Source organism: Oerskovia turbata (assembly GCF_000718325.1).
Taxonomy (GTDB): Bacteria; Actinomycetota; Actinomycetes; order Actinomycetales; family Cellulomonadaceae; genus Oerskovia; species Oerskovia turbata.
This window is the reverse complement of the sequence record NZ_JOFV01000001.1, coordinates 162,002-188,762: the sequence shown is the minus strand read 5'-3', so window position 1 is coordinate 188,762 and position 26,761 is coordinate 162,002. Positions and strand designations below refer to the sequence as shown.

Sequence of the window (26,761 nt, the reverse complement as noted above, 5' to 3'; positions counted from 1 at the left end):
GGTGGGCTCGGTTCAGCGAGCGGTCTTGGGTGAGAACAGGCGGCTGACGAGCCGGGCGATCAGGTTGAGCAGCATGACGATCAGGATCAGGGTCAGGGCCGCGGCCCACGCCCGGTCGATCCCGACGCCGCCCTGCTCGTACTGGCGGTAGGCGAAGACCGGCAGGGTCGCCATGCGGCCGTCGAACAGGTCCCAGTTCACCTGGGTGATGAGGCCGACCGTGAGGAGCAGCGGCGCGGTCTCCCCGATCACGCGGGCGATCGAGAGCATCACGCCCGTGACGATCCCGGCGATCGACGTGCGCAGCACGACCTTGACGATCGTCAGCCACTTGGGCACACCCAGCGCGAGGGACGCCTCGCGCAGCTCGTTGGGGACCAGGCGCAGCATCTCCTCGACCGAGCGGATCACGACCGGGGTCATGAGCAGCGACAGCGCGACCGCGCCCATGATCCCGGCCCGGTACGCGGGGCCGAAGATCAGCGTGAACAGCGAGAACGCGAACAGGCCCGCGACGATCGACGGGATGCCCGTCATGACGTCCACGAGGAACGTGATCCAGCGGGCGAGGGGGCCGCGCCCGTACTCGACGAGGTAGATCGCGGTGAGCAGGCCGATCGGCACGGAGATGAGCGTCGCCGCGCCCGTGATGAGGAGCGTCCCGACGATCGCGTGCCAGATCCCGCCGCTCGTCATGTCGCCGTAGACGCCGACCATGTCGGTCGACAGGAACGTCGCCCCGAACAGCTCGGCGCCGCGCGAGACCACGATCCACAGCAGCGAGACGAGCGGGATCAGCGCGAGCAGGAACGCGAACGTCACGAGCGTGGTCGCGAGGCGGTCGGTGGCCCAGCGGGCGCCCTCGACGAACCGCGAGGTCACGGTCAGCCCGACGGCGTAGAGCACCGCGCCGAGGCCCAGCACCCCCGCGACGGTCGGGTTCCCGGCGAGCGCGAGGACCGCGAACGCGACGAGGACACCGCCCAGGGCGAAGGCCCAGGGGGCCCAGCGGGGCAGGCGCTTCTGCGCCGGGACGAGCTGGAGGGAGCCCGAGCCGTCGGGGGCGGCGGGCGTGGTGGGGGTGAGGTCGGTGGCCGTCATCAGTTCGCTCCCGAGAAGTCCTTGCGGCGCGCGATGATCCAGCGCGCGATCATGTTGACGACGAACGTGATGACGAACAGCGCGAGGCCCGTCGCGATGAGGGTGCTCACCGCGAGGCCGCTGGCCTCAGGGAACTTCGAGGCGATGTTCGCGGCGATCGTCTGCTGCTGGCCCGGCTTGAGCAGGAACAGCGAGTAGAGGAACCCGGGCGAGATGACCATGAGCACGGCCATGGTCTCGCCGAGCGCACGCCCGAGGCCCAGCATCGACGCGCTGATCACGCCCGAGCGGCCGAACGGCAGGACGGCCATGCGGACCATCTCCCAGCGGGTCGCCCCCAGCGCGAGCGAGGCCTCCTCGTGCAGGACCGGGGTCTGGAGGAACACCTCGCGCGAGACCGCCGTGATGATCGGCAGGATCATGACGGCCAGGACGATCGAGGCCGACATGATGTTCTTCGCGGGGGCCTGGTACCCCTCGAACAAGGGGATGAACCCGAGCGTGCCGCTCAGCCACGTGAAGAACGGGTTGAGGATCGGGAGCAGCCACAACGCGCCCCACAGGCCGTACACGACGCTCGGGATGGCCGCGAGGAGGTCGATCAGGTAGCCGAGGCCCTGCGCCAGACGCCGGGGCGCGTAGTGCGAGATGAACAGCGCGATGCCCACCGAGACCGGCACGGCGATCAGGAGCGCCAGGATCGAGGCGAGGAGCGTGCCGAACACCAGAGGCCCGACGTAGGCGAGCAGCGAGTCCGCCTTGAACCAGGAGATCTCCTGGAGCTCCTCGGGGCTCGCCGTCAGGGCCGGCCACGCCTCGATGACGAGGAACACGGCCACCGCGGCGAGGACGAGCAGGATGAGGATCCCGGCACCCGTCGACAGGCCCGCGAAGAGACGGCCCGCCAGGCCGCCCTTGGTCACGGGGACCGTGGGTTCGGACTCGAGCCCGGCTCGGGTGGAGGGAGGAGAGGTGACGGCCACTGATGCTCCGATGACTGAGGTGCGGCGGTGGTGGGACGGACGTTCCGGTGGTCACGCACCCGTGGCGGGCCGCGTCGGGCGCAGTGCCTCGACGTGACCCGCCCCTGGGTGAGTGACCGTGTTCAGGTGTTCGGTCAGCTCTTGACGCTGATCGAGTCGAGCGCAGCCTGGACCTCGGTGCGCAGCGCGTCCGAGATCGGGGCGGAGCCGGCGACGGACGGCTCGGCCGCGCGGGCCTGGCCCTCCTCGCTGGCGACGTAGGTCAGGTACGCCTTGACGTTGGCGGCGTCCTCGGCCTTGTCGTAGGTGTCGCACGCGAGCGAGTAGGAGATGAGGACCAGCGGGTAGACGCCGGGCTCGGTCGTGGTGCGGTCGATCTCGACGACCAGGCGCTTGTCGGTCGCGTCCGCGGCGCGCGGCGAGGCGTCGACCACCTTGGCCGCGGCCTCGGGCGAGAACGGCACGTACTCCTCGCCGACCTTGATCGCGACCGTGCCCAGGTCGCCGGCGCGCGAGGCGTCGGCGTACCCGATGGCGCCCTCGGCACCCGTGACCGTGTCGACGACGCCCTGCGTGCCCTGGCCGGACTGTCCGCCGGACAGCGGCCAGTCACCGCTGGCCTCGTGCGGCCAGGCGCCGTTCGAGGCGTCCGCGAGGTACTCCGTGAAGTTCTCCGTCGTGCCGGACTCGTCCGAGCGGTTGACGGGGATGATCGCGGTGCTGGGGAGGGTCACGCCCTCGTTCTCCGCGGCGATCGCCGGGTCGTTCCAGGTCGTGATCTCGCGGTTGAAGATCTTCGCGAGGGTCGCGGCCGAGAGGTTGAGGTGCTCGGCGTCGAGGCCGGGCAGGTTGTAGATCACGGCGATGGGGCTGATGTAGAGCGGGACCTCGATGGCCTCGCCGCCGAAGCAGCGGTCGGTCGCGGTCGCGAGCTCGTCCTCCTTGAGCGCGGCGTCCGACCCGGCGAACTGCGTCGCGCCGGACAGGAACTGCTCCCGGCCACCGCCCGAGCCCACCGCGTCGTAGCTGAGGGTCACGCCCGGAGCGATGTCACCGAAGCCGGCGATCCAGCCGGCCACGGCCTTCTCCTGGGACGAGGCGCCCGCGCCGGCAAGCGTTCCCGTGAGGTCCTCGGTCGAGCCGTTCTCTGCGCCGTCGGTGGCAGCGCCACCACCGGAGTCGGTGCTGTTCGAGCCGCACGCTGCCAACGTCAACGCGAGCACACCGACGGCTGCTGCGGAACCTGCGCGGGTGAATCGGCTGAGCTTCACTCTCTTCTTCCATCCTGTCAACGCGGAGGCACCAGCGAGCGCCGGTGACAACAACGACGCTAAGCAGCCCGGGTGACGCGCTCCGGTGCTCCGGGTGAACGACGGATGAACAGTGCACAGACTCTTGCGGCCTGTGGACAGAGCGGCGGTCGGCCGACGGCGGTCTCCGTCGGCACCACCGCTCCGCCCCCTCCCCGTGACCCGGTGAGGCAGAGCACACCCCGCGCGCACGCCAGCGGTTGCCCTGCCCGTACGCGTCGGGAAGTCTGGTGGGAACAGGTCACCGGGACGCACCACGGTCCGGCGATCCGAGGTCGATCGACGACCGCACCACGACGGACGTCAGGAGGACCCCTGTGACAGACGACGGCACGAGCCAGCCGCACCCGGCCGAGGGCGAGCCGGAGGCCACCACGACCGCCTCGACCACGGACCAGGCCACGGCCGCCGACGGCGCCGCCCCCGCACCCGAGGACGCGACGTCGTCGGGCACGGCGGTGCTGCCCGCCCCGCCCGGGCGCATGTACCCCCGCGTCTTCTACCCCGCCGCGGGGCTCATCCTGCTGTTCGTGCTCCTCGCGATGGTCTTCACCGACGGGACGACCGCGGTCCTGGACACGCTCCAGGCCGACGTGATCGGGGCGTTCGGCTGGTACTACGTGCTCATCGTGGCCGGGTTCGTCATCTTCGCGCTGTGGATGGGGCTGAGCCGCTTCGGCGACATCGTGCTCGGCAAGGACGACGAGGCCCCGCTGTTCCGGCTGCCCGTATGGTTCGCGATGCTGTTCGCGACCGGCATGGGGATCGGGCTCGTGTACTGGGGAGCCGCCGAGCCGCTGACGCACTACGCGTCGCCCAAGCCCGGCGTCACGGGCGAGCCCGCGGCCCTCGCACAGGCCGCGATGGGGCAGAGCTACCTCCACTGGGGCGTGCACGCCTGGGCGATCTACGTCGTCGCAGGCCTCGCGCTCGCCTACGCGATCCACCGCAAGGGGCGGCCCGTCTCGATCCGGTGGGCCCTCGAACCCCTGCTCGGCGACCGGGTCAAGGGGCGCCTCGGCGACCTGGTCGACGTCTTCGCGGTGCTCGGCACCGTGTTCGGCGTCGCGACCTCGCTCGGCTTCGGGGTCCTGCAGATCGGGGCGGGCCTCGGCTACCTGAACGTCGCCGAGCCGGGCCTCGCGCTCCAGATCGGGCTCATCGTCGGGATCACGGCCGTCGCGACGCTCTCGGTCGCGTCCGGCCTGGGACGCGGCATGAAGTGGCTGTCCAACGGCAACATGATCCTCGCGGGCGTCCTGGCCCTCACGGTGCTCGTCGTCGGCCCCACGCTGTTCCTGCTGCGCGACTACGTGCAGTCCATGGGGTACTACCTGCAGAACGTCATCCGTCTCACGTTCGACACCACGGCCTTCCAGGGCGACGCCGGCCTCGAGTGGCAGTCGGCATGGACCATCTTCTACTGGGGCTGGTGGATCTCCTGGGCCCCGTTCGTGGGCGTCTTCATCGCGCGCATCTCGCGCGGCCGCACCATCCGCGAGTTCGTCATGGGCACGCTCCTGGTCCCCACGCTCGTGACGTTCCTGTGGTTCTCGGTCTTCGGCGGCTCCGCGCTGTACCGGCAGATCTTCGGCGACGGCGGGCTCGTGGGCCCGGACGGGAGCGTCGACACCGACACCGTGCTCTTCCAGCTCCTCGGCGACCTGCCCGGCGGAGCCGTCCTCACGGTCCTCGCGATCGCGGTCATCGGAGTGTTCTTCGTGACGTCCGCCGACTCGGGCTCGTTCGTCGTCGGGATGCTGACCTCGGGCGGCGATCCGCACCCCGCGGTGTGGAACCGCATCCTGTGGGCCGTGCTGTCCGGGCTCCTCGCGGTCGCACTCCTGATCTCGGGTGGACTCAGCGCGCTCCAGACCGCTGCCATCCTCATCGCGCTGCCGTTCTCGGTCGTGATGATCGGGATGGCCCTGTCCACAGTGATCGCCCTGCGCGAGGAGCACTCCGCGATCCTGCGCGCCGAACGCGCACAGGCGCGCCTCGCACTCACCCAGCACGTCACGCGCCGCGTCACCGAGTCCATCTCCGAGCAGTGGGACGAGCTCTACGGCAGCGACGGGCGCAAGCCCCCCAAACCGCCGAAGCCTCCCAAGACGCCCGCCGAGCGGCGAGGTGCGCTCATCGGACGGCCCCGGCGGCGCGGCGACCGCGACGCACCGCCCGACGGACCGCCCAGTGGTCCGCCCGCAGGCCCGCCGCCCACCTGACACGAGCGGGCCCCGGCCGGCGGCCGGCGGAGGTGCCGCCCGTGTCACCCGCTGCGGGCCCCGCTCCCCGGCAGGTGCACCCGCGCACCCCGCCTACGCGGCGCCGTCGGCCACCTTGTAGCCCAGGCCACGGACCGTGAGCAGGTAGCGGGGCGTCGCAGGGTCCGGCTCGATCTTCGAGCGGATGCGCTTGACGTGCACGTCGAGCGTCTTGGTGTCGCCCACGTAGTCGGCACCCCACACCCGGTCGATCAGCTGGCCGCGCGTCAGCACGCGTCCGGCGTTGCGCAGCAGCAGCTCGAGCAGCTCGAACTCCTTGAGCGGGAACGACACGAGCTCGCCGTGCACCGTGACGACGTGCCGGTCGACGTCCATCCGCACGGGCCCGACCTCGAGCGCCCCGTCGACCTCGGGCTCGGCGGCCGGTTCGGCGCTGCCCTGGCGCCGCAGCACCGCACGGACACGCGCCAGGAGCTCGCGGAACGAGTACGGCTTGGTCACGTAGTCGTCGGCCCCGAGCTCGAGACCCACGACCTTGTCGATCTCCGAGTCCTTGGCCGTGAGCATGATGACGGGCACGTTGCCGCGCTGGCGCAGCTCCCGGCACACCTCGGTGCCGCTGAGCCCCGGGAGCATGAGGTCGAGCAGCACGAGGTCCGCTCCCCCGGCGTCGTACGCGGCCAGGGCCTCGGGCCCCGTCGCCGCCTCGACGACGTCGAAGCCCTCACGGGCCAGCTGGTAGGTCAGAGGGTCGCGGTACGACTCCTCGTCCTCGACGACCAGGATGCGCGTCACGCACCCACCTCCTTGGTTCTGGGGGACGTGCCCGGATGGGGAGCTGTCTGGGCGGCCTGTGCCCGGGTGGGCGTCGGACCGGGGTTCGTGGGGCCGTCGGGCTCGGCCGGGACGCCCGCAGCGCCGGCGCCGGTCGGGTCGGCGTGCGCGGCGTCGGCGTCGGCGTCGGCGTCGGCGTCCGTCGGACGGTCGGGCTCAGCCGCGGCGTCGGTGTCGGCGGGGCGGACGCCCGCAGGGCCGGACGCGTCGGACGGCTCTGCCACGTCCTGCCCGTCGGGGTCCGTGCCGCTCCGGAAGCCCTCGGCGGTCGGGTTCGCCGCCGGGATGCGCAGCGTGAACGTCGACCCGCGCCCCGGCTCGGACCACATGGTCACCTCGCCACCGTGGTCGGCCGCGATGTGCTTGACGATGCTGAGCCCCAGGCCCGTCCCACCGGTGTCGCGCGAGCGTGCGGGGTCGACCCGGTAGAAGCGCTCGAACACGCGCTGCTGCTCGCCCTCGGAGATCCCGATGCCCTGGTCCACGACCGCGATCTCGACGAGGTCGCCGACCACGCTCACCCCGACACCGACGCGGGTGTTCTCCCCCGAGTAGGCGACCGCGTTGTCGAGCAGGTTGCGGACCGCGGTCACGAGCAGCGCGTGGTCCCCGTAGACCACGGCATCGAGGTCCCCGCCGACGGTCAGGACGATGCCCTTGCCCTGGGCGTTGGTGCGGGCACGGTCGACCGACTCCTCCACGACCCCGCGCACGGGCACGGCCGTGACCGCCTGGAGGGCGCCGGCCACCTGAAGGCGAGAGAGCTCGATGATCTCCTGCACCAGCGCGGACAGGCGCGTCGCCTCCTGCTGCATGCGCCCCGTGAAGCGGCGGACCGCGACGGGGTCGTCGGCGGCGTCCTGGACGGTCTCGGCGAGCAGGGCGAGCGCGCCCACGGGCGTCTTGAGCTCGTGCGACACGTTGACGACGAAGTCACGGCGGATCGCGTCGACACGACGTGCCTCGGTCCGGTCCTCCGCGAGCACCAGGATGTGGTGGGGGCCGACCTGCGCGACGCGCACCTGGAGCATGACCATGCCGCGACCGACCGGCCCGCGCGGCAGCTCGAGCTCCTCGTCGCGGATCACGCCGTCGCGCCGGACCTCCTCGATCATGTCGAGGATCGGGGCGTGCACGATCGCGTCCCCACGGACCACGCCCAGCGCGTAGGCCGGCGGGCTGGCCCGCACGACCTCACCCTCGGCGTCGAGCACGACGGCCGCGGAGCGCAGCACCGCGAGGACACGGACCAGCCCCTCGTCGAGCTCGGGCGCCTCCTCGTCGGGCATGCGCCGCAGCGTGCGCTCGCTGAACCGGAACGCGAGCGTCGCGAAGACGCCGACGAGGAGCCCGATGACTCCCGCGACGAGCAGCCCGATGCCCTCCTGGATTCCTTCCACGGCACCAGCGTACGGTCGTCCCCCGGGGCGACCCGACCAGCTTGGCCCGGCAGGCCGACGCGTGTCCAAGAGTTCACGTGGCGTCGTCCCAGCGTTCACCTGACCGTTCATCTCCCCGTTCACCGCACCTGTCATGGTGGACTCTGCTGGTCACCAGGAAAGGGAAGCGATGCGGGAAATCTTCGAGGCCGAGCTCAAGCAGGTCGGCGACGACCTCGCCGAGATGAGTCGGCTGGTCGAGTCGGCCATCAGTCGAGCCGGGACGGCGCTGCTCACCGCAGACCTCCAGCTCGCGCAGTCCGTCATCGCGTCGGACCACGCGATCGACGCCCTGGAGCGTGAGCTCGACGAGCGGTGCGTGCTGCTGCTCGCGCAGCAGCAACCCGTCGCCACGGACCTGCGCGTCGTCGTGAGCGCCCTGCGCATGAGCGCGACCCTGGAGCGCATGGGCGACCTCGCCCGGCACGTCGCCCAGGTCGCGCGGGGCCGCTACCCGGCGCACGCGATCCACCCCTTGCTGGAGGGGACGTTCTCCCAGATGCACGACGCCGCGACCCGCGTCGCGCGTCGCACCACGACCCTGCTCACGACCCGGGACCTGACGGTCGCGGCCAACGTCGAGCGGGACGACGACCTGCTGGACCACCTCCACCAGGACACGTTCGCCGCTCTTCTGGGACCGGACTGGACCGGCACCGCCCAGGAGACGGTCGACGTGACCCTCGTGGGCCGGTACTACGAGCGGTTCGGCGACCACGGCGTGTCGATCGCCAAGCGCGTGACCTACCTCGTCACGGGCGACTTCGCGGACGACCGCGGCCAGGCCGCACGCGCCTAGCCAGCCCTCCGAAGTCCCGGGTCCCGGGTCCCGGGTACCCGGCCCCCTCCCGCTGCCGAGCATGCGGTTGGCGTCGAGAATCACGCGTTTCTCGACGCCAACCGCATGCTCGTGGTGCGTCAACCGCATGTTGGCGGCGAAGGGCCGGCCCGTCGGCCGGGCGCGGTCCGTGCGAGCAGCACGGCACCCGTCACCCACGCGAACGCCCGACGGCGCCGCTCCCCTCGCGAGGGGGGCGGCGCCGTCGGGCGTTCGCGTCAGAGCGACGGGACGATCAGCGACCCTGGTTCGCGACCGCGGCGATCGCGTCCGCCGCAGCAGCCGGGTCGAGGTACTTCCCACCCTTGACGACGGGGACGAGGTTCTCGTCCAGCTCGTAGACGAGCGGGATGCCCGTGGGCACGTTGAGGCCCGCGATGTCCTCGTCCGAGATGCCGTCCAGGTGCTTGATGATCGCGCGCAGCGAGTTGCCGTGAGCCGCGACGAGGACCGTCTTGCCCGCCTTGAGGTCGGGGACGACCTCACCCTCCCAGTAGGGAAGGGCGCGCTCGAGCACGTCCTTGAGGCACTCGGTCTGCACGACCGGGGCGTCCGCGTAGCGCGGGTCCGTGTCCTGCGAGAACTCCGAGCCCAGCTCGATCGCGGGCGGCGGCACGTCGTACGAACGACGCCACAGCATGAACTGCTCCTCGCCGAACTCGGCGAGCGTCTGCTTCTTGTCCTTGCCCTGGAGCGCACCGTAGTGGCGCTCGTTGAGGCGCCACGAGCGCTTCACCGGGATCCAGTGACGGTCCGCGGAGTCCAGGGCGAGGTTCGCCGTGGTGATCGCGCGACGCAGCAGCGACGTGTGCACGACGTCCGGAAGCACTCCCGCGTCCGTCAGCAGGCTCCCGCCGCGCTTCGCCTCCTCGACGCCCTTCTCCGAGAGTGCGACGTCCACCCAGCCGGTGAACAGGTTCTTGGCATTCCATTCGCTCTCGCCGTGGCGGAGCAGCACGAGGGTGTAGGTCATGGTGACCATCATCCCGTACCGCAGCGGCCGTGGCAGCGCTGTCCCGGGAAATGGTCACCGAACATCTACGGAACGGGAATCCCTCGGCGACGGACGACCCGGGAATGGTCGCGCGCACCACGCGTTGCACCACGACTACACGGCCCGCGAGATCCCGGTGCTCGTCCTGGAGCGTCGGGGCTGACGCCCGCCCCTGCGCTCGTCGCCGGAACCCACGAGCACCCCTCAGCGCGGCCTGCGCGCCCGCGCCTCGGCCGCCTGCTCGTACACCGTGAGCACGGCCTCCGCGGTCGCGTCCCAGCCGTAGCGCTCGCTCACGCGCCGAGCCCCCACCGCGAGCTCCGCGCGGCGCGCATCGTCAGCGAGGAGGTCCCTCAACGTGCTCGACCAGGTCCACGGGTTGTGGTCGGCGACCAGGATCCCGGAGACGCCGTCCTCGACGACCGTCCGCAGCCCGCCCACGGCCGCCGCCACCACGGGCGTGCCCGACGCCTGCGCCTCGGCCGCGACCAGCCCGAACGACTCGTTGTGCGACGGCACCGCGACGACGTCGGCGGCCCGGTAGTAACGCACGAGCTCGTCGCGCGGCACCGGGGGCCGCACGATCACCCGGTCGGAGACCCCCATCTGGTAAGCCAGCGCCTCGAGCTCACGCACAGCCGTCATCCGCCCGCTCGGCCCCCCGAGCACCACGAGCGTCGGCAGCGGCTCGTCGTGGTCCGCGAGGACGCCGAGCGCCCGGACCAGGACGTCCGGAGCCTTGAGCGGCTGGACCCGACCCGCGAACAGCACGAGCCGACCCGTCGTGGGCAGCCCGAGCGCGGCCCGCAGCGACTCCTTCGTCTCACCCCGGGCAGGCGGCGAGAACAGCTCCAGATCGACCCCCGGAGGCACGACGTGCACCTTTGCAGGGTCCGCCCCGTACTCCTCGACGAGGTCCTTGAACTCCTCGGGAGTGCTCGCCACGAGCGCGTCGGCCTCCGCCACGACCTGCTCCTCGCCGATGATCCGGCCGAGCGGCTCCGGGGCGTCCCCCGGTGCGAGGGCCGCGTTCTTCACACGAGCCATGGTGTGCATCGAGTTCACGAGCGGCACGTCCCACCGGTCGGCAGCGAGCCAGCCCGCCTGCCCCGACAACCAGTAGTGCGTGTGCACCACGTCGTACCAGCCCGCGTCCCGACGCGCCTCGGCCCGCAGGACCCCTGCCGTGAAGGCGCACAGCTGACCGGGCAGGTCGTTCTTGTCGAGCCCCTCGAACGGACCGGCCACGACGTGGCGCACCAGGACGCCGTCCTCGGCCTCGACCACCGGAGGCTGCGCCGACGACGTCGCGCGCGTGAAGATCTCGACCTTCGCCCCGCGACGCGCCAGCGCCCGCGACAGCTCCGTGATGTACACGTTCATGCCGCCCGCGTCACCCGTGCCGGGCTGGTCGAGCGGAGAGGTGTGCACCGAGAGCATCGCGATGCGCGGCGAGTCCTTCACGGCGCTCAGGCCTCCACGACGCAGGCCGGGACGGGGATCGCGACCTCGTCGACGAGCGTGCCCGCACCGTCCGCCCGGTCGATCCGCAGGACCGTGAGGTTCGACGAGTTCTGGTTCGCCACCACGACCAGATCAGCCTCGGGGGAGCCCTGGCCCGCAGGAGCCAGCACCGCGAAGTGCCGCGGCCACGCCCCGCCGAGCGGGGAGTCGGCGAGGTGCTCGAGGACAGGAGCGGCGCCGTCGGGCCCCGCGGACGTCCGCGAGACCGCGAACGTCGACAGGACGTCCGCACCACGGATCGCGACGAACAGGCGCGATCCGTCCTCGCTCAGCGCGACGTGCGAGGGGTAGTTGCGGCCGCCCACGGGGACCGGTGCCGCCGTGGCCTCGACAGAGGCGGCCACCTCGAAGGAACCCTCGCTCGACGGGACCAGGACGTACACACGCGCGTCGAGCTCGGTCGCGACGAAGAGCGCGGCCGGCACGCCGCGCCCGTCCTCGAGGACCGCGAGGTGCCGCGGGCCGGCCCCCGCCGGGAACGTGGCCGCGACACGGGCCGGACCGGCGCCGTCGGGCCCCTCGGCCAGAGAGCGAACGTCCACGAGAGACCGCGGGTACGCGCGCAGCTCGTCCGTGCCCAGGTCCACCACGACCGGCTCCCCCGCGACCTCCGCCACGAAGTGAGCGTGCGGCCCCTCCTGACGGGCCGCGTCCGGCCCGGCACCCCGGTGCCCCAGGCGCAGAGGTGCCGTCGGGACACCCGAGGCGTCGAGCGGGAGGACCGCGAACGTGCCGTCGCCGTAGTTCGCGACCCGCACGGCGTCGTCCGTCGCGACCAGGTGGCACGGGTACGTGCCCCCACTCAGCGCCGTGCCCGACGGCGCCAGCCCCCCGTCCGGCGTGACCTCGAAGCCGCTGACCGTCCCCTGCTCGGTCTCCGACACCGCGTACAGGCGCTCGCCACCCGGGGCGAGCGCGACGAACGACGGCGACGGCGACACGGCCGCGAGCACCGGATCACCCAGCTCGCCCGTCGACGCGTCGACCGACAACCGCCAGATCCCCTCACCGCTCCCGGGCGCCGCGCCGTCGGGGTACGTGCCGAGCCAGAGGGTCCGCGAGTCCGGAGCGGAAGCCACGGACGATGTCGAGATGGAGGTCATGACCAGAGCCTAGTAGCACCCGGACACGCCTCAGGGGCGCCCCGACCCGACCTCCGCAGAACGGAGAACAGGTCAGGACGCCCCTGACGAGAAACAGCGAAGAATCAGTGCGCCGCGTCGTACGCCTGCTGGACGTCGGCCGAGATACGACCGCGCTCGCTGACCGTGTGACCGTTCGCGCGCGCCCATTCACGGATCTCCGTCGCACGCGACGGGCCCGCTGCAGAAGAACGCGCCTTGCGCGCTGCGGGGCGAGCACCGCCGCGCGTGACCTTGCGTGCGTGACCGACCCACGACGCAAAAGCGTCGCGCAATTCCTGGGCGTGAGCCGAGCTGAGGTCGATCTCGTAGGAGACGCCGTCGAGAGCGAACGTCACGGACTCGTCCGCCACTCCGCCGTCGACGTCGTCGACGAGAATTACCTGGACCTTCTGTGCCACTGTGCTACCTCGCGTCTTCGAGAATTGATGCTGGTATCTCGAAGTGTGCCATTACGAGGGAATGACGTCAAAGTCAAAGAGCGTGTCGCGGCTAGGCAGAAGTCGTCGAAGAATCACCCGCGGTCCGTGCGGCGACCTCCGCCCGCTCCGCCTGCGCGTCGAGCTCGGCCATGGCGAGACGTTCGTTACGGTCCGCACGGATGATCGCGCGCATCGCGAAATAGAAGAGGATGCCGACCCCGATCGACGGGATCAGGGCATAGACGGCCGGCCAGAAATCGCTCATGCGGGCCAGTCTACGACCGCCGGAAGCGTGCGGGGCGCCGACCGGTCGGCCTGCGCCCCGCACGCGTCCCACGCGGCGCGCGGCACTGCACCTGGGGCACCTCGGGCGGTCACCCGCCCGCGAGTTCACTGCGCGGGCTTGACCAGCGGGAAGAGGATCGTCTCGCGGATACCGTGACCGGTCAGCGCCATGAGGAGGCGGTCGAGTCCCATCCCCATGCCCCCCGACGGCGGCATCGCGTACTCCATCGCTGTGAGGAAGTCCTCGTCGAGGCGCATCGCCTCGTCGTCGCCCGCCGCCGCGAGGACCGCCTGCGCCTCGAAACGCTGACGCTGGATCACGGGGTCGACGAGCTCGGAATAGGCCGTCGCGAGCTCGAACCCACGGACGTAGAGGTCCCACTTCTCGACCTGCCCCTTGACCGTGCGGTGATCACGCGTCAAAGGAGAGGTCTCGACCGGGAAGTCGCGCACGAACGTCGGGGCATACAGGTGGTCGCCCACCATGTGCTCCCAGATCTCCTCGACGAGCTTGCCGTGGCCGACACGCTTCGTGTCGTACGAGATCTCGAGCCGGTCGGCAATCTTGGACAGGTGTTCCACAGACGTTTCCGGGGTGATCTCCTCCCCCAGCGCCGCCGACAACGAGTCGTACATCTTGAGCTGCGCCCATTCACCACCGAGCTCGTACCGCTCGCCGTCCGGAAGCTCGATCGTCGTCGTTCCCAGAGCATCCTGAGCAGCACGCTGGACGAGGTTCTGGGCCAGGTCGGCCATGGTGTTGTAATCACCGTAGGCCTCGTACGCCTCGAGCATCGCGAATTCCGGCGAGTGCGTCGAGTCCGCACCCTCGTTGCGGAAGTTGCGGTTGATCTCGAACACCCGCTCCACGCCACCCACGACCGCACGCTTGAGGAACAGCTCCGGCGCGATCCGCAGGTACAGCTCCATGTCGAACGCATTCATGTGCGTCGTGAACGGACGCGCCGCCGCACCACCGTGGATGGTCTGGAGCATCGGGGTCTCGACCTCGAGGTAGCCACGCTCGTGGAAGTTCTCGCGCAACGACCGCACGACCGCCGCGCGCAGACGGACCATGTCCCGCGCCGCAGGCCGCGCGATCAGGTCGACGTAGCGCTGACGGACACGGCTCTCCTCCGCGAGCTCCTTGTGCAGCACAGGCAGCGGGCGCAACGACTTCGCGGCGATCCTCCACTCGTCCGCGAAGATGCTCAGCTCACCGCGACGCGAGCTGATGACCCGGCCGTGCGCGAACAGGTGGTCACCCAGATCCACGTCCGCCTTGAACGCCGCGAGCGACTCCTCGCCCACCACGGCCTGGCTCAGCATGACCTGGAGGCGGTTGCCCTCGCCGTCCTGCAACGTCACGAAGCAGAGCTTGCCCGTGTTCCGCAGGTACACGACACGGCCCGCCACCCCCACGACGTCGTCCGTCTCCTGGCCGCTCTCGAGATGGTCGTACGACGTACGGACCTGGGCGATCGTGTGCGTACGAGGTACCGAGACCGGGTACGCCTCCTCACCCTGCGCCAGGAGACGCTCACGCTTCTCGCGCCGGACCCGCAGCTGCTCGGGGAGGTCGTCCGTCTCCTCGACCTCCGCCGGGGCGGGGTTCACGACGGGAGCGGCATCGGCGGCGGGCACGGCGGCAGCAGCGGGATCGGGGGAAGTCACGCGACGATTCTACCGGGGCCCGGCAGGGAGGGTTCCGACCCTGTGGCCGGCCGTCCCGGTCGGGCCGGCCATGCCTGGCGGGGCCGATCCGGTTGCTGACCTGGCCAGGCCCGACACCTCAGCCGATCAGGTCGAGCGCGAGGTCGAGGATGGGCGCCGAGTGCGTGAGGGCGCCCACCGACAGGTAGTCCACACCCGTCCCGGCGACCTCGCGCGCCCGGTCGAGGGTCAGGTTGCCCGTCGCCTCGAGCTCGATCTTCGCCGGGCCGTCCGGGGCGCCCTCCCGCGCGCGCACGAGCCGCACCGTCTCGGCGAGCACAGGCGTGGGCATGTTGTCGAGCAGCAGGAAGTCGGCACCCGCGTCGAGGGCCTCCAGGGCCTGGTCGGTCGTGTCGGCCTCGACCTGGATCAGGACGTCGGGGAACATCTCCCGCACCGCGTCGATCGCGCCGCTCACCGAACCGGCCGCCACGACGTGGTTGTCCTTGACCATGGCCACGTCGTACAGCCCCATGCGCTTGTTCGTGCCGCCGCCGGCGCGGACCGCGTACTTCTCCAGTGCCCGCAGGCCGGGGGTCGTCTTGCGGGTGTCGAGCACCTGCGCCCCGGTGCCGTCGAGCTCGCGCGCCCAGGCCCTCGTCGCGGTCGCGACGCCGCTCGCACGGCTCGCGAGGTTGAGCAGGGTGCGCTCGGCGGTCAGGAGCACCTGGACGGGGCCCGTGAGGGCCGCCAGGACACGACCACGGGTCACCGCATCGCCGTCCTGGGCGGTGAACGTGACGGTCACGGGTGCCAGCCCGAAGCGCTGTGCCACCTGCCGGGTGACCTCCTCGACGACGACGAGCCCGGCCACGACCCCGTCGGCTCTCGCCACGAGGTGGGCCGTCCCCGTGCCCGACGGCGGCACGGTGGCCTGGGTGGTCACGTCCCGGCCGGGCGTGGGGCCGAGGTCCTCGTCGAGGGCGCGCGTCACGATGTCGGCGACCCACCGGGGGTCGAGACCTGGCTCGATGAGAGAGGGAGAGTTCACGGCGCTCACGCTACCGCCCGCCGAGGGTGACGGTCCTGACCGCCGAGGGTGACGGTCCTAACCGCCGAGGGTGACGCGGGCGACCGCCGAGGGTGACGCGCAGCACCTCCTGATGGCCACCTCATGACTCGGCCGTCACCCTCAGCGGGCACGCACGTCACCCTCGGCGGGCACGCACGTCACCCTCGGCGCACCGGGCCGTCACCCTCAGCGGGCACGCACGTCACCCTCGGCGGGCACGCACGTCACCCTCGGCGTACCGGGCCGTCACCCTCGGCGGGCGAGCGGCTCAGACGACCCGCAGCTCGCCGTCGGGCCCCAACGTGATCTCGATCCGCCGCGCCCATGCGGGCTCGACCTCGGGGAAGTCCGTCCGGAAGTGGCCACCGCGGCTCTCCTCGCGCAGGAGCGCAGCCTCGGTGAGCACGGTCGCGACCTGGTGGACGTTGGTCGTCTCCCACTCGGCGGTCTGCGGCGCGGCGACGACGTCCGTGGACCGGTGCGCGTCGGTACGGACGGCCGCGAGCCTGTCGGCCGCGGCACGCAACCCTTCGCCGCTGCGGATCACGCCCGGACCGGCCGACGAGACGGACTGGACCCGGGAGCGTGCCGCGGCCGGCACGAGGGCCGCCGCTCCGGCGCGCTCGACGGGTGTCCCGAGCGGGAGCTCGCCGGCGGCCACCCGGGCCGTGATCTCCTGGGCCGCGCGGTACGCGAAGACCAGTCCCTCCAGGAGGGAGTTCGACGCGAGCCGGTTCGCCCCGTGCACTCCCGTGCAGGCGACCTCACCCACGGCGTACAGGCCGTCGAGGGTCGAGCGGCCGTGGAGGTCGGTCACGACGCCGCCCGAGTGGTAGTGCTGGGCGGGCGCGACCGGGATCGGTTCCTCGGTGAGGTCGATGCCCTGGTCGAGCAGCCGCTCGGTGATGGTCGGGAAGCGCCTGCGGAGGAAGTCCGCGCCGAGGTGTCGGGCGTCGAGCAGCACGTGGTCCGAGCCGGTCGCGGCCATCTGCCGCACGATCGCGTGCGCGACGACGTCGCGCGGCGCGAGCTCGGCCATGGGGTGCACGGCGGGCATGAAGCGGTGCCCGTCGGTGTCGAGGAGGATCGCGCCCTCACCGCGCACGGCCTCGGAGATGAGCGGGAGCTGGCCCTTGGCGCCCAGCCCGAGCCACAGCACGGTCGGGTGGAACTGGACGAACTCGACGTCGCCGAGCGTCGCACCGGCCCGCAGCGCGGCGGCCATGCCGTCGCCCGTGGCCTGGGGCGGGTTGGTCGAGGAGCGGAAGACCTGCCCGATCCCGCCCGTCGCGAGCACGACGGCCCGGCCGAGGACGGCCCCCACGCCGTCACGCGAACCCTCGCCGCGCACGTGCAGCGTGACGCCGCACGCCCGCTCGCCGCCCGGGGCGTCGGGCGCGGTGGTCAGGACGTCGAGCACGAGCGCGTTCTCGATGACCTCGATCCCGGGGTCGGCGAGGACTGCCTCGAGCTGGGCGACGAGTGCCCGGGAGATCTCGGCGCCCGTGGCGTCGCCGCCCGCGTGCGCGATGCGGTCGGCGTGGTGGCCGCCCTCGCGCGTGAGGGCGATGTCTCCGCCGGGTGCCAGGTCGAAGTTCGCGCCGCGCGAGACGAGCTCGCGCACCCGCTCGGGTCCTTCGGTCACGAGGACCTCGACCGCGGCAGGGTCGCACAGCCCGCCGCCTGCGGCGAGCGTGTCCTCGAGGTGCGCGGCCGGGGAGTCCGAGGGGTCGAGCGCCGCGGCGATGCCGCCCTGGGCCCAGACCGTGGACCCGGACGACAGCTCGCCCTTGGTCACGAGCAGGACGCGCGGCACCTGGGTGCGCAGCTCGAGCGCGGCCGTGAGGCCGGCGATGCCGGAGCCGACGACGATCGCGTCGACCGTGGTCGTCCAGCCAGGGGCGGGGGCGGCGAGCCGTCGGGCCAGGCGGCGGGGCGCACGCGCCCTGGTCGCTGCCTCGACGGGAGCGGTGCCGGGGGCTGCGGCGGGCGCACCCTCGGTGGAGACGTGCGCCTCCGCGGCCTGGGTCATTCGGCCGTGGCGGACTGGAACGGAGCGATGGGCAGGCCGCTCGGCTCGAGGTCGTACCCCTCGGGCACGAGGCCGGGCTCCTCGCTGACCTCGACGATGCGGTTGTCCCCGTCGACGAACACGACGTTCGGCAGGAAGTGGCGCGCCTCGTGGTCGGCGATCATGCCGTAGGCGATGAGGATCACGGTGTCGCCGGGGTGCACGAGGTGCGCGGCGGCACCGTTGATGCAGATCTTGCCGGAGCCGCGCTCGCCGGGGATCGCGTACGTCGTCAGGCGTGAGCCGTTGGTGACGTCGACGATGTCGACCTGCTGGCCGGAGATGATGTCGGCGGCCTCGAGGAGGTCCACGTCGACGGTCACTGACCCGACGTAGTGGAGGTCCGCCTGCGTCACGGTCGCGCGGTGGATCTTCCCGATCATCATGGGTCGTTGCAAGGAAGCGGGGCGGCGCGTGCCGGCCTGCGGTCCCGTCTGGGTCACTGCGTGCCTCCTGGGCGGGCCGTGCACGCGGCGGGGTCTGCCACGTCCACGGCCAGGTTGTCGATCAGTCGGGTGGTGCCCACGCGTGCCGCGACGAGCAGCAGTGCGGGTCCCACGTACTCCGGTTCCAGGTCGTCCACGGTAGTCGGGTCGACCAGTGCGAGGTAATCGACCACAACGCCGGGGTGCTCGTTGAGCATTCCCGAGGCCACCTCGATGGCTGCTGCGGCGCCCTGACCGGCGGCCGCTGCGGCCGCTCCGGCCCGCAGTGCCCGGCTCAGCGCGAGGGCGTCGGCGCGCTCGGCCTCGGAGAGGTAGGCGTTGCGCGAGGACAGCGCGAGGCCGTCGTCGTCGCGCACGATCGGGACGCCGACGACCTCGACGTCGACGTCCAGGTCGGCGACCATGCGGCGGATCGCGAGGAGCTGCTGCGCGTCCTTCTCGCCGTAGAACGCGACGTCGGGCCTGGTCAGGTGCATGAGCTTGAGCACGACGGTCAGCACCCCGTCGAAGTGGCCGGGGCGGAACGCGCCCTCGAGCACGGTGCCGATGCGTCCGGACGTGACGCGCACGATCGGGTCGCCGCCGGGGTACATCTCCTCGACGGGGGGCGCGAACACGAGGTCCACGGCGGGGCGGCCCGGCGCGGGCTCAGGGAGCCCCGCGAGGAGCGCCACGTCGGCGTCGAGGTCGCGCGGGTACCGGTCGAGGTCCTCGCCGGGCCCGAACTGCAGCGGGTTCACGAAGACGGTCACGACGACGTGCCCGGTCGGTCCCACGCGCTCGCGTGCCGCGCGCACGAGCTGCAGGTGGCCGTCGTGGAGCGCACCCATGGTCATGACGACGGCCCGCTCGCGGGCCGTGGCACCGGGCTCCCCGACGGGGCGCTCGCCCCCGCTGCCCGACGGCGTCGCACCGGCAGGCGCGTCGGCGGCAGCCCCGGCCGGGGTCGTCAGGGCCGCGCGCAGCTCGTCGCGCGTGCGCACGACACGCGGCCCGCCCGGCGCGGGGGGTGTGGGCACGGACATCACTGGCCTTCCTCGAGGACGTCGAGCAGCTCCTGGGCCTGGCGGGCGTCGATGCGCCCGGCGGCCAGGGCGCGACTGGTGGCTCCGCGGCTGAGCTCGCGGTAGGACGCGGGGACGTCGGTCGCGGCGACGCGCGGCGCGATCTCCTGGGCCGAGGTCACGGCCAGGACGCGCAGCACCTCCAGGTGCTCCGCGACGGTCCCGACGTCTCCGCGGGACACGGGGCCCGTGAGCGCCGCGATGGCACCGGGACCTGCCCCTCCGGCGGCGTCGGCCGACCGGGTCGCGCCGTCGAGCGCCGCGGACAGCAGCGGGGCCAGCACGCGCCCCGGCTGCTCGATGCCCGCCGCCTCGAGGGCCTGCGCGGCCTGCGCGACAAGGACCACGAGGTGGTTCGCACCGTGCGCGAGGGCCGCGTGGTAGAGCCCCCGCGCCTCCTCCTCGACCACGACGGGCTCGCCACCGATCTCGACGACGAGGGCCTGCCCGATGGGCTGGACGGGCGCCGGTCCCGTGACCGCGAACGTCGTGCCCTCGAGGCGCGACAGGTCGAGCGACGTCCCGGAGAACGTCATGGCGGGGTGGATCGCGAGCGGGATGGCGCCCTGGGCGCGCGCCGGGTCGAGCACGCGCGCGCCGTAGCGGCCCGACGTGTGCACGACGATCTGCCCGCCCTGCCACGCCCCGACCTCGGCGAGGCCCGAGACCAGGCCCGGGAGGGCGTCGTCGGGCACGGCGAGGAGGACCAGCTCGGAGCGCCGGACGACGTCCTCGACCTCCAGGACGGGCACGCCGGGCAGGAGGAGCTCGATGCGTTCGCGCGACGCCTCGGAGATGCCGCTCGCGCCGACGACCGCGTGGCCCGTGGCGCGCAGCGCGCTGCCCAGGACGGCGCCGACGCGGCCCGCGCCGACCACGCCCACGCCCAGGCGCCCCGGGCGCCGCCGGCCGTCACTCACGTGCGTCCCCGCGCTGGTCGTCCGGCGCTGGTGCGGGCGTCGAGGTCGCTGCGGACGGCAGGGTCTCCGCGTACGGCGCGGTCTCCGCGTCGTCGTCCTCGATCGTCTCGACGACGGCCGCGACCTCCTCCCGCCGCATCCACAGCTCCGGCCCGGCGTGCGCGCGGGCCTCGCGGGCGCGGCGCGCCTGCTCGTCCATGAGCGCTCCCGCGACGTGCTGGTCGAGGTGCGGAACGGTCGGCGTGACCGGGCCGGGCACCGAGTGCACGGCGAACGTCGCGACGCCCAGGCGCCGCTGCCACGGCCCCTGCTGCAGGCCGAGCGACTGCGTGCGCTCGTGCGGCACGATCTCGACGCGGCGCACGAGGCGCCCGCGCCGCAGGACCAGGGCCCGCCCCGTGACGGTGAACCCGTTGCGGCGCCACGCGATCGGGTCGAGGACGCGGGTCCGGCGCGGCGCCGTGGTGAAGTGATCACCGGCGTCGATCCCGGACAGGGCCTCGTCGAGCAGGGCGCGCGGGTCGGCCGTGCCGAGGTCCGGCAGGACGAGCCACACGGCGCCCAGCGCCTCGTCCCGCGTCCCGACGGGCAGCAGGACGCTGTTGTTGGTCGTGCCGTCCGCGCTCAGGCCGTAGCCCGCGACGTTGACCTCGACGCGCCACCAGTCGGCGCTGCGCCACAGGAGACCCTGCGTGAGCCGGATGGCCTGCACACGGCCCGGCGGGATGGTCTGCGAGCGTGTCTCGAGCAGGCCGTGGCGCAACCGGATGCCGTCGGGCGAGATCGCGCTGCGGAAGTTGAACTCGCGCGTGAACCGGCCGAACAGGTAGCCGCCGACGCCCAGGACCAGCGGCAGCGCCGTGAAGAGCGTGCCGATCTCGCGCGTGCCGATCGCGACCCCGACGAGGCCCAGCACGGCGAGGACCAGGACGATCATCGCGGCGGTGCGGACCAGCGACCAGACGAGGCGGCCCGGCGGGACCTCCAGGACTGGCTGCTCGGGCGCCTCGGGCGCTCCGAGGTCGGCAGGCCCGACGACGGCGCCCGGCTCTCCCGGCCCCTCACCGGCCGACGGCTCGCCCGGGCCGACCGGCGCGCCGGCGGGTCCGGCCCCCGGGACGGCCGTCCGCGCGGGTGCGCCACCGACACGGAGCCCTGCCGCGCGTGCGAGGAGCTCGGCACGCAGGTGGTTGGCGTCGTCGAGCTTGAGGAAGCCCAGCTTGATGCCCGAGTCCGAGCCGCCCGCGACCTCCAGGTTGAGCTCGGCCAGCCCGAACAGGCGGGCGACGAGCGGCTGCACGATGTCCACGGCCTGGAGCCGGTCGAGCCGCGCCTTGCGCTGCTGACGGAACAGGACCCCCGTGTGGAGGCGGACCGACTCGTCGTCGATCGCGTACGTCGTCATGCGCCAGGCGAGCGCGGAGTAGCCGAGGCCGATGAGACCGACGACGACTATCCCGCCCAGGATCTGCCACCAGCGGTTGCCGGCCAGCATGTTCTGCCCCGCAGGCAGGCCGTCCAGGGTCTGGTTGCCGACGACGACGAGGAGGACCGCGATGACGGTCCAGCCCCGGACCACCGGGGTCACGGGGTGGACGCGGTGCCAGGTGAGGTCGGTCGGTGGGGCGTCGGGCTGCGTGGTGCTCTCGCTCATAGCCCGGCCAACCGTGCCTCTCCACGAGAGGCGAGCCGGTCGCGCAGGCGCTCGGCCTCGGCCGGCTCCAGGCCGTCGATCGACGCGTCCGTCGCGGGCGACGCCGTGTGGAGCTGGACCTGGGCGATGCGGAACTTGCGCGCGAGCGGGCCTGCCTGGACGTCCACGTACTGCATTCGGCCGTACGGCACGACGACGAGCGAACGGAACATGACGCCCTTGCGGATCAGCAGGTCGTCGTCACGCTCGGCGTAGCCGATGGCCCGGACCTGGCGCGGCACCACGGCCACGCACCAGATCCCGATCACGAGCGCGACGGCCGGCACGACCCACAGCCAGACCAGGCTGAACACGAGTGCGAAGACCGCCCCCAGCACGAAGGGCACGAGCAGGAAGATGCCGACCGTGATCAGCCGCGCCGAGATCAACCGGCTCGACACGCCCTGCCAGTGCACGCCCGGCGGGTCGAAGGGGCCGCTGGCCGCCTCGCGGGTCGGGGCCTGGCCGGTCGGGGCCTGGCCGGTCTGGGCCTGGGGGGCGGGCTCGGTCGCTGGGGTCTGGCCCGGTGCTGGGTCCTGGTCCGGTGCGGAGGCCAGGTCGAAGGCGTGGTCCGTCATGTCCCCATCTTCCCATCCGGGCACGGCCCGCGCGTCGGCCGGAAGACCGACCTCGCGTCAGGCCGTGGTGCCGGCCTCGGGATCGGCCTCGCCGCCGGCGCGCGACCGTCCGTCGCTCGCGGGGTCGGTGTCGTCGGGCGGGACCTGGCAGAACGTCTCCACGACGAGCCCGACGACGGCGAGCACCACGGCGCACAGGGCCGCGACCCCCGCCGCGATCGCACGGTCGCGCCGCGCCTCGATCGCGAGGTCCCCCAGCACGGCGACGACCTGCGCGAGGTACCAGCCCGCGAGCAGCGCACCGGTGAGGGCCGCCGCCTTGGCGAGCACGAGCGTCCGGGCCGCCCGCAAGGCATCGAGCGACGGGCGCCGCCCCTTGAGGTAGGACCGCACGGCCCAGCCTGCCCAGAACACCCCGGCGGCGAGCCCGACCAGGGCCACGTCGACGATCCAGGGCACGTGCGGCAGGTACGTGCCCCGACGCTCGAGCCCGACGACGACGAGCCACCCGATCAGGGTCGTGACGACCGAGACGAGCAGGAGCGTCGTGACCTTGGTGCGCTGCATCAGCTCGACGGACCGCGCAGCTCGGCCGGGAAGGACATGGGCACACCCGTGATGGGAGCCTGCGGCGACGGCGGGACAGGCTGCGAGCCCTGCTGCTCAGCGGCCACCGGGTCCGGCTGCGGCTCGAACGGGCTCGCGGGGGTCTGGTGCACAGGGTGGAACTGCGGGGTCACCGGCTCTTCGGGGGCTGCCGGCGCCTGTGCCACCTGGGCTCGCTGCTCGACCGCAGGGGCCGACTGGGAGACGTCGGCCCACAGCGGCGGCACCTGGGCATGCGGCGGTTCCTGCCCGTCCTGCGGGTGCACGGGGTGGAAGGCCGGGACGAACGGGCCCGCCTCCTCCGCCGCCCGCTCGGGCGTCGGGGCCGGGGCTTGCGGGGTGGGTGCCTGGACCGGCGCAGCGGCCGGCTGCTCCGGCACGAACGGGTGCGCCGGGGCCTGCGCGGGCGCGGGCGCGGCGGGTGTGACGGGTGTGACGGCGTCCTGCGGGGTCGTGGGGGGTGCCGCGCCGTCGGGAGCGGGCGGCTGCGTGGCGGCCGTGGTCCGCTCCTGCTCGGGCACCACCGCGGCATCCTGCGCCTCGGGGGTCGCTGCCGCTTGGGGTGTCGGAGCCGCCACGGCGGGAGCCGCCGGGGGAACCGCAGGAGCCGCCGGGGCCTCGTCGGTGCGGACCGTGACCGGGGCGGCCTCGGGCTCGGGCTCGGCGTCGGTCAGCCAGTCGAGGGCCAGCCAACGGATGCCGCCGCGGTCCGGTGCGGTCGCCGCCAGCGCGGCGACGGGCCCACCCCCCAGGCCCGGCAGCACCGCGTCCGGCGCGATCTGCGACCACGGCTCGAGCACGAAGGCACGCTCGTGCGCCCGCGGGTGGGGCAGCTCGAGGTCCTCCGTGAACTCGGTGACGGTGCCGAAGACGATCAGGTCGACGTCGAGCGTGCGCGGTCCGTTGCGCTCGGCGCGGACCCGCCCGTGGGCGTTCTCGACCCCCTGGATGGCGTGCAGGAGCGCACGAGGCGCGAGCGTGGTGCGAGCCAGCAGGATCGCGTTGAGGTAGTCGGGCTGCTCGGGGCCGCCGACGGCCGCGGTCCGCGCGAGCGGCGACACGTCGGTGATCTCGAGGCCCGAGATCCGGTCGAGGTCGGTCACGGCGTCGCGCAACGTCTGCTGGGCGTCGCCCAGGTTGGCGCCCAGGGCCAGCACGACGGGCACGAAGCCCGCGGGGGCCTCGTCGAGACGGTCGAGCACGGGGGCCGGCACGGGCTCCGGTTCGGGAGCGGCCGGCGCCGCGGCGGGCGTCGGCTCGGCCGGCGCCGCGGCGACCTCGGGGGCCGCGCGCACGGGCAAGGGTGCCGGGACGGCGAGCGGTCCTGGCTCCGGCAGCGGCGGGACGGGGCCCGTCTCGCCGCTCGACGCCGCGGCGGCGAAGGACGCTGCCGGGGGCGGTGCGACGGCGCCCGGCTCCGACGCCGGGGAGGGCTCGGCCGGGACCGGTGCGGCGATCGGCTGCGCCTGCTCGCCCGGGAAGTTCTCGGCGGCGCCCTGGTGCGGGACGGGTGCGACGTCGTCGGGCAGGGGGTGCCCACCGGACGCGTCCGGTCCGTCGACCACGGGTGCCGCGCGCTCCGCGAGCGTGCCCGGCGCCGGGACCTCGTGCTCCGCGAGGGTGGCGGGGACCGCGGGGGCGTCCGACGCCGCAGGCGGTGCGACGGAAGTCTCCGCGACGGGCGCGCTGGCCGGCTCCCCGACGTCCGACGGCGCCACGACCGCCTCGGGGACGGTCGCCTCCGCGAGGGGCGTGGGCTCTGCCGCGACCTCGGGGACCGGCTGGTCGGTCCGGTCGGTCTGCGCGACCGGGCCGGGCTCGTCCACCACGGGCTCGAAGCTCTCCGCAGGGGCGCTCAGCGCGTCCTGGGGGGCGCTGTAGAACGAGTCGAGGGCGTCGACGAACTCCTGGTCGGACACCCCGCCGGTGTGCGGCACGTCGTCGGCTGCCGGACCGAGGTCCTCGGCGGTGGCGGCGAAGACGCCCTGGTCGGGCGAGCGGTCCGGCGCCGGTGCGGGAGAGACCGGCGGGATCGACGGCGGCATGACGACGTGCTGGTCCTGCGGCGCGGCCGGCTCCGTGACGGCGACGTTCCCGAGCACGGCCGGGGTGATCGACCCGACCGGGATGGGCACGACGCGGGGGGCCACGTCGGGCACGACCGGCACCTTGACGCGGTCACGACGGACGACGACCTCGACGTCGTCGAAGGGCACGGCGATGGGCGCCTGCGGCTTGTGGACCGCGACGTCGACCGCGACGACCGCCGGGTGGCGCAGCGCAGCCGCGGCGACCCGCTCGGCGACCGTCTCGATGAGGTCGACGGGCGAACCGGCGAGCACCGCGACGACGTCCTCGGCGACGACCGCGTAGCTCACGGTGTCCGCCAGGTCGTCACCTGCCGCAGCCGGGCGCGTGTCCAGGTGCAGCACCACGTCCGCGCGGAACAGCTGCCCGTCGAGGCGCTCGTGCTCGAACACGCCGTGGTGGCCCGTCGCGCTGAGCCCCGTGAGCCGGATCTGGTCGAGCGGGCGCCCGTCGGTCCCCTGCACCGCCCCTGCGAACGCTGTGCTCACGTCGTACTCCTGTCGTCGCTGTCGTTCGTTCCGTGGTCGTCCGTGCCCTGCCCCGCGCTGTCCGTCGTCGCAGGCAGGGAGCCGTGACCGGCACCGCCTGCCCCCGCGAAGGCCCGGGGGGCTGGCGCCGAGACGACCGATCCCCCGCTCGCATCCTCCCCTGTCCGACCGGCCCGAGTCCACGCGGCGGCGACACGTACGGCATCCGCCGAGGCCCGGACCGCGTGCACTCGCACGCACCAGGCCCCTTCTGCGGCAGCCAGGGCCGTGATCGCGGCGGTCGCCGCGTCCCGCTCGAGCGGCGGGGCGGGCGTGCCGTCCGGCCCGGCGAGCAGGTGCCCGAGGAAGCGCTTGCGGGACGCGCCCACCAGCACGGGGAACCCGAGTCCGCGCAGCGTGCCCAGGTGCGTCAGGAGGGGCCAGTTCGTGGAGCCCGCCTTGGAGAAGCCGAGGCCCGGGTCCAGGACGATCCGGTCGTCGCGCACCCCGGCCGCGCGCAGCGCCTCGACGCGCACGGCGAGCTCGTCCCGGACGTCGGTCACGACGTCGTCGTACACCTCGAGGTCGTCCATGACGTCCGCGTGACCGCGCCAGTGCATGGCCACGAACACCGCCCCGGTGCGGGCCGCGACCGCGGCCATCTCCGGGTCCGCGAGCCCCCCCGAGACGTCGTTGATGATCCGGGCGCCTGCCGCGACCGCCTGCTCGGCGACCGTGGCCCGCGTCGTGTCGACGCTCACCACGGCTCCCCGGTCCGCGAGGGCCGAGATCACGGGCAGGACCCGGGCGAGCTCCTCCTCGACGGGCACGCGCCCCGCACCCGGACGCGTGGACTCGCCCCCGACGTCGAGGACGTCCGCCCCCTCGGCGAGCAGCTCGAGGCCGTGCTCGATCGCCGCACGCGGCTCGAACCACTCACCACCGTCGGAGAAGGAGTCGGGCGTGACGTTGACGACTCCCATCACGAGCGTCCGGCCGGCCCCCG

Annotated in this window: 23 protein-coding genes; 2 read left to right on the top strand and 21 right to left on the bottom strand. The window is 73.2% G+C overall.

Features of this window, described 5'->3' with window-relative positions; translation table 11 throughout:
- Positions 1 to 12 precede the first annotated feature (12 nt).
- The 3 genes from pstA to pstS form a co-directional block, all read right to left on the bottom strand.
- Positions 13 to 1,101 carry a phosphate ABC transporter permease PstA gene (gene pstA, locus IE95_RS0100860; RefSeq protein ID WP_030144076.1) on the bottom strand — a complete coding sequence of 363 codons (1,089 nt, stop codon included), beginning with the start codon at positions 1,099 to 1,101 and terminating at the stop codon, positions 13 to 15.
- Entirely contained in the window at positions 1,101 to 2,084 is a 984-nt protein-coding gene (gene pstC, locus IE95_RS0100855) for a phosphate ABC transporter permease subunit PstC (protein ID WP_030144075.1), read from the bottom strand. The genes pstA and pstC overlap by 1 nt, the downstream gene beginning before the upstream one ends.
- Positions 2,085 to 2,218: 134 nt before the next feature.
- Positions 2,219 to 3,355 (bottom strand): phosphate ABC transporter substrate-binding protein PstS, encoded by a 1,137-nt coding sequence (pstS, locus tag IE95_RS0100850; RefSeq protein ID WP_030144074.1) that lies wholly within the window; start codon positions 3,353 to 3,355, stop codon positions 2,219 to 2,221.
- 356 nt (positions 3,356 to 3,711) lie between these two features.
- Here pstS and IE95_RS0100840 point away from each other — a divergent pair, with 356 nt between their 5' ends.
- The gene (locus tag IE95_RS0100840; protein ID WP_338068431.1) at positions 3,712 to 5,619 is read left to right on the top strand and encodes a BCCT family transporter; all 1,908 of its coding nucleotides are present in this window, start codon (positions 3,712 to 3,714) and stop codon (positions 5,617 to 5,619) included.
- A gap of 93 nt (positions 5,620 to 5,712) precedes the next feature.
- Here the strand turns inward: IE95_RS0100840 and IE95_RS0100835 are convergent, their stop codons facing one another.
- Together IE95_RS0100835 and IE95_RS0100830 are read right to left on the bottom strand one after the other, a co-directional pair.
- Positions 5,713 to 6,414: a response regulator transcription factor gene (locus IE95_RS0100835; protein ID WP_030144071.1), complete on the bottom strand. Its 702-nt coding sequence runs from the start codon at positions 6,412 to 6,414 to the stop codon at positions 5,713 to 5,715.
- Complete coding sequence (locus IE95_RS0100830) at positions 6,411 to 7,853, bottom strand: sensor histidine kinase (protein WP_084689656.1); 1,443 nt, start codon at positions 7,851 to 7,853, stop codon at positions 6,411 to 6,413. The genes IE95_RS0100835 and IE95_RS0100830 overlap by 4 nt, the downstream gene beginning before the upstream one ends.
- Positions 7,854 to 8,022: 169 nt before the next feature.
- On the opposite strand from IE95_RS0100830, the gene phoU reads away from it, so the two are divergent.
- Positions 8,023 to 8,691 (top strand): phosphate signaling complex protein PhoU, encoded by a 669-nt coding sequence (gene phoU / locus IE95_RS0100825; protein ID WP_030144069.1) that lies wholly within the window; start codon positions 8,023 to 8,025, stop codon positions 8,689 to 8,691.
- Positions 8,692 to 8,965: 274 nt separating this feature from the next.
- Here the strand turns inward: phoU and IE95_RS0100820 are convergent, their stop codons facing one another.
- The 16 genes from IE95_RS0100820 to folP form a co-directional block, all read right to left on the bottom strand.
- Positions 8,966 to 9,703: a phosphoglyceromutase gene (locus IE95_RS0100820; protein WP_030144068.1), complete on the bottom strand. Its 738-nt coding sequence runs from the start codon at positions 9,701 to 9,703 to the stop codon at positions 8,966 to 8,968.
- Positions 9,704 to 9,928: 225 nt separating this feature from the next.
- Complete coding sequence (gene mshA / locus IE95_RS0100815) at positions 9,929 to 11,164, bottom strand: D-inositol-3-phosphate glycosyltransferase (RefSeq protein ID WP_030144067.1); 1,236 nt, start codon at positions 11,162 to 11,164, stop codon at positions 9,929 to 9,931.
- A 29-nt stretch (positions 11,165 to 11,193) separates the two neighbouring features.
- Entirely contained in the window at positions 11,194 to 12,351 is a 1,158-nt protein-coding gene (locus IE95_RS0100810) for a lactonase family protein (protein ID WP_084689655.1), read from the bottom strand.
- A 104-nt stretch (positions 12,352 to 12,455) separates the two neighbouring features.
- On the bottom strand, positions 12,456 to 12,791 hold the full coding sequence (locus IE95_RS0100805) for a histone-like nucleoid-structuring protein Lsr2 (RefSeq protein ID WP_030144065.1): 336 nt from the start codon (positions 12,789 to 12,791) through the stop codon (positions 12,456 to 12,458).
- Between the two features lie 91 nt (positions 12,792 to 12,882).
- Entirely contained in the window at positions 12,883 to 13,077 is a 195-nt protein-coding gene (locus IE95_RS0100800) for a hypothetical protein (RefSeq protein WP_030144064.1), read from the bottom strand.
- Between the two features lie 125 nt (positions 13,078 to 13,202).
- Positions 13,203 to 14,714: a lysine--tRNA ligase gene (gene lysS / locus IE95_RS0100795; RefSeq protein ID WP_030144063.1), complete on the bottom strand. Its 1,512-nt coding sequence runs from the start codon at positions 14,712 to 14,714 to the stop codon at positions 13,203 to 13,205.
- A gap of 175 nt (positions 14,715 to 14,889) precedes the next feature.
- Positions 14,890 to 15,810 (bottom strand): carboxylating nicotinate-nucleotide diphosphorylase, encoded by a 921-nt coding sequence (gene nadC, locus IE95_RS0100790; RefSeq protein WP_030144062.1) that lies wholly within the window; start codon positions 15,808 to 15,810, stop codon positions 14,890 to 14,892.
- A 280-nt stretch (positions 15,811 to 16,090) separates the two neighbouring features.
- The gene (locus tag IE95_RS0100785) at positions 16,091 to 17,854 is read right to left on the bottom strand and encodes an L-aspartate oxidase (RefSeq protein WP_084689654.1); all 1,764 of its coding nucleotides are present in this window, start codon (positions 17,852 to 17,854) and stop codon (positions 16,091 to 16,093) included.
- Positions 17,851 to 18,279 (bottom strand): aspartate 1-decarboxylase, encoded by a 429-nt coding sequence (gene panD / locus IE95_RS0100780; protein WP_030144060.1) that lies wholly within the window; start codon positions 18,277 to 18,279, stop codon positions 17,851 to 17,853. The genes IE95_RS0100785 and panD overlap by 4 nt, the downstream gene beginning before the upstream one ends.
- A 53-nt stretch (positions 18,280 to 18,332) precedes the next feature.
- The gene (panC, locus tag IE95_RS0100775) at positions 18,333 to 19,358 is read right to left on the bottom strand and encodes a pantoate--beta-alanine ligase (RefSeq protein WP_051702575.1); all 1,026 of its coding nucleotides are present in this window, start codon (positions 19,356 to 19,358) and stop codon (positions 18,333 to 18,335) included.
- Positions 19,359 to 19,363: 5 nt separating this feature from the next.
- The gene (locus IE95_RS0100770) at positions 19,364 to 20,323 is read right to left on the bottom strand and encodes a Rossmann-like and DUF2520 domain-containing protein (RefSeq protein ID WP_030144058.1); all 960 of its coding nucleotides are present in this window, start codon (positions 20,321 to 20,323) and stop codon (positions 19,364 to 19,366) included.
- Positions 20,316 to 21,977 (bottom strand): PH domain-containing protein, encoded by a 1,662-nt coding sequence (locus IE95_RS0100760; RefSeq protein ID WP_084689652.1) that lies wholly within the window; start codon positions 21,975 to 21,977, stop codon positions 20,316 to 20,318. Before IE95_RS0100760 ends, IE95_RS0100770 begins: the two co-directional genes overlap by 8 nt.
- On the bottom strand, positions 21,974 to 22,594 hold the full coding sequence (locus IE95_RS0100755; RefSeq protein WP_084689651.1) for a PH domain-containing protein: 621 nt from the start codon (positions 22,592 to 22,594) through the stop codon (positions 21,974 to 21,976). The genes IE95_RS0100760 and IE95_RS0100755 overlap by 4 nt, the downstream gene beginning before the upstream one ends.
- Positions 22,595 to 22,651: 57 nt before the next feature.
- Entirely contained in the window at positions 22,652 to 23,161 is a 510-nt protein-coding gene (locus tag IE95_RS0100750) for a DUF3180 domain-containing protein (RefSeq protein WP_030144055.1), read from the bottom strand.
- On the bottom strand, positions 23,161 to 25,776 hold the full coding sequence (gene folK, locus IE95_RS21205; protein WP_276319044.1) for a 2-amino-4-hydroxy-6-hydroxymethyldihydropteridine diphosphokinase: 2,616 nt from the start codon (positions 25,774 to 25,776) through the stop codon (positions 23,161 to 23,163). Before folK ends, IE95_RS0100750 begins: the two co-directional genes overlap by 1 nt.
- Positions 25,773 to 26,738, bottom strand: coding sequence for a dihydropteroate synthase (gene folP, locus IE95_RS0100735; protein ID WP_084689685.1), 966 nt, complete (start codon positions 26,736 to 26,738; stop codon positions 25,773 to 25,775). The genes folK and folP overlap by 4 nt, the downstream gene beginning before the upstream one ends.
- Between the last annotated feature and the right edge of the window lie 23 nt (positions 26,739 to 26,761).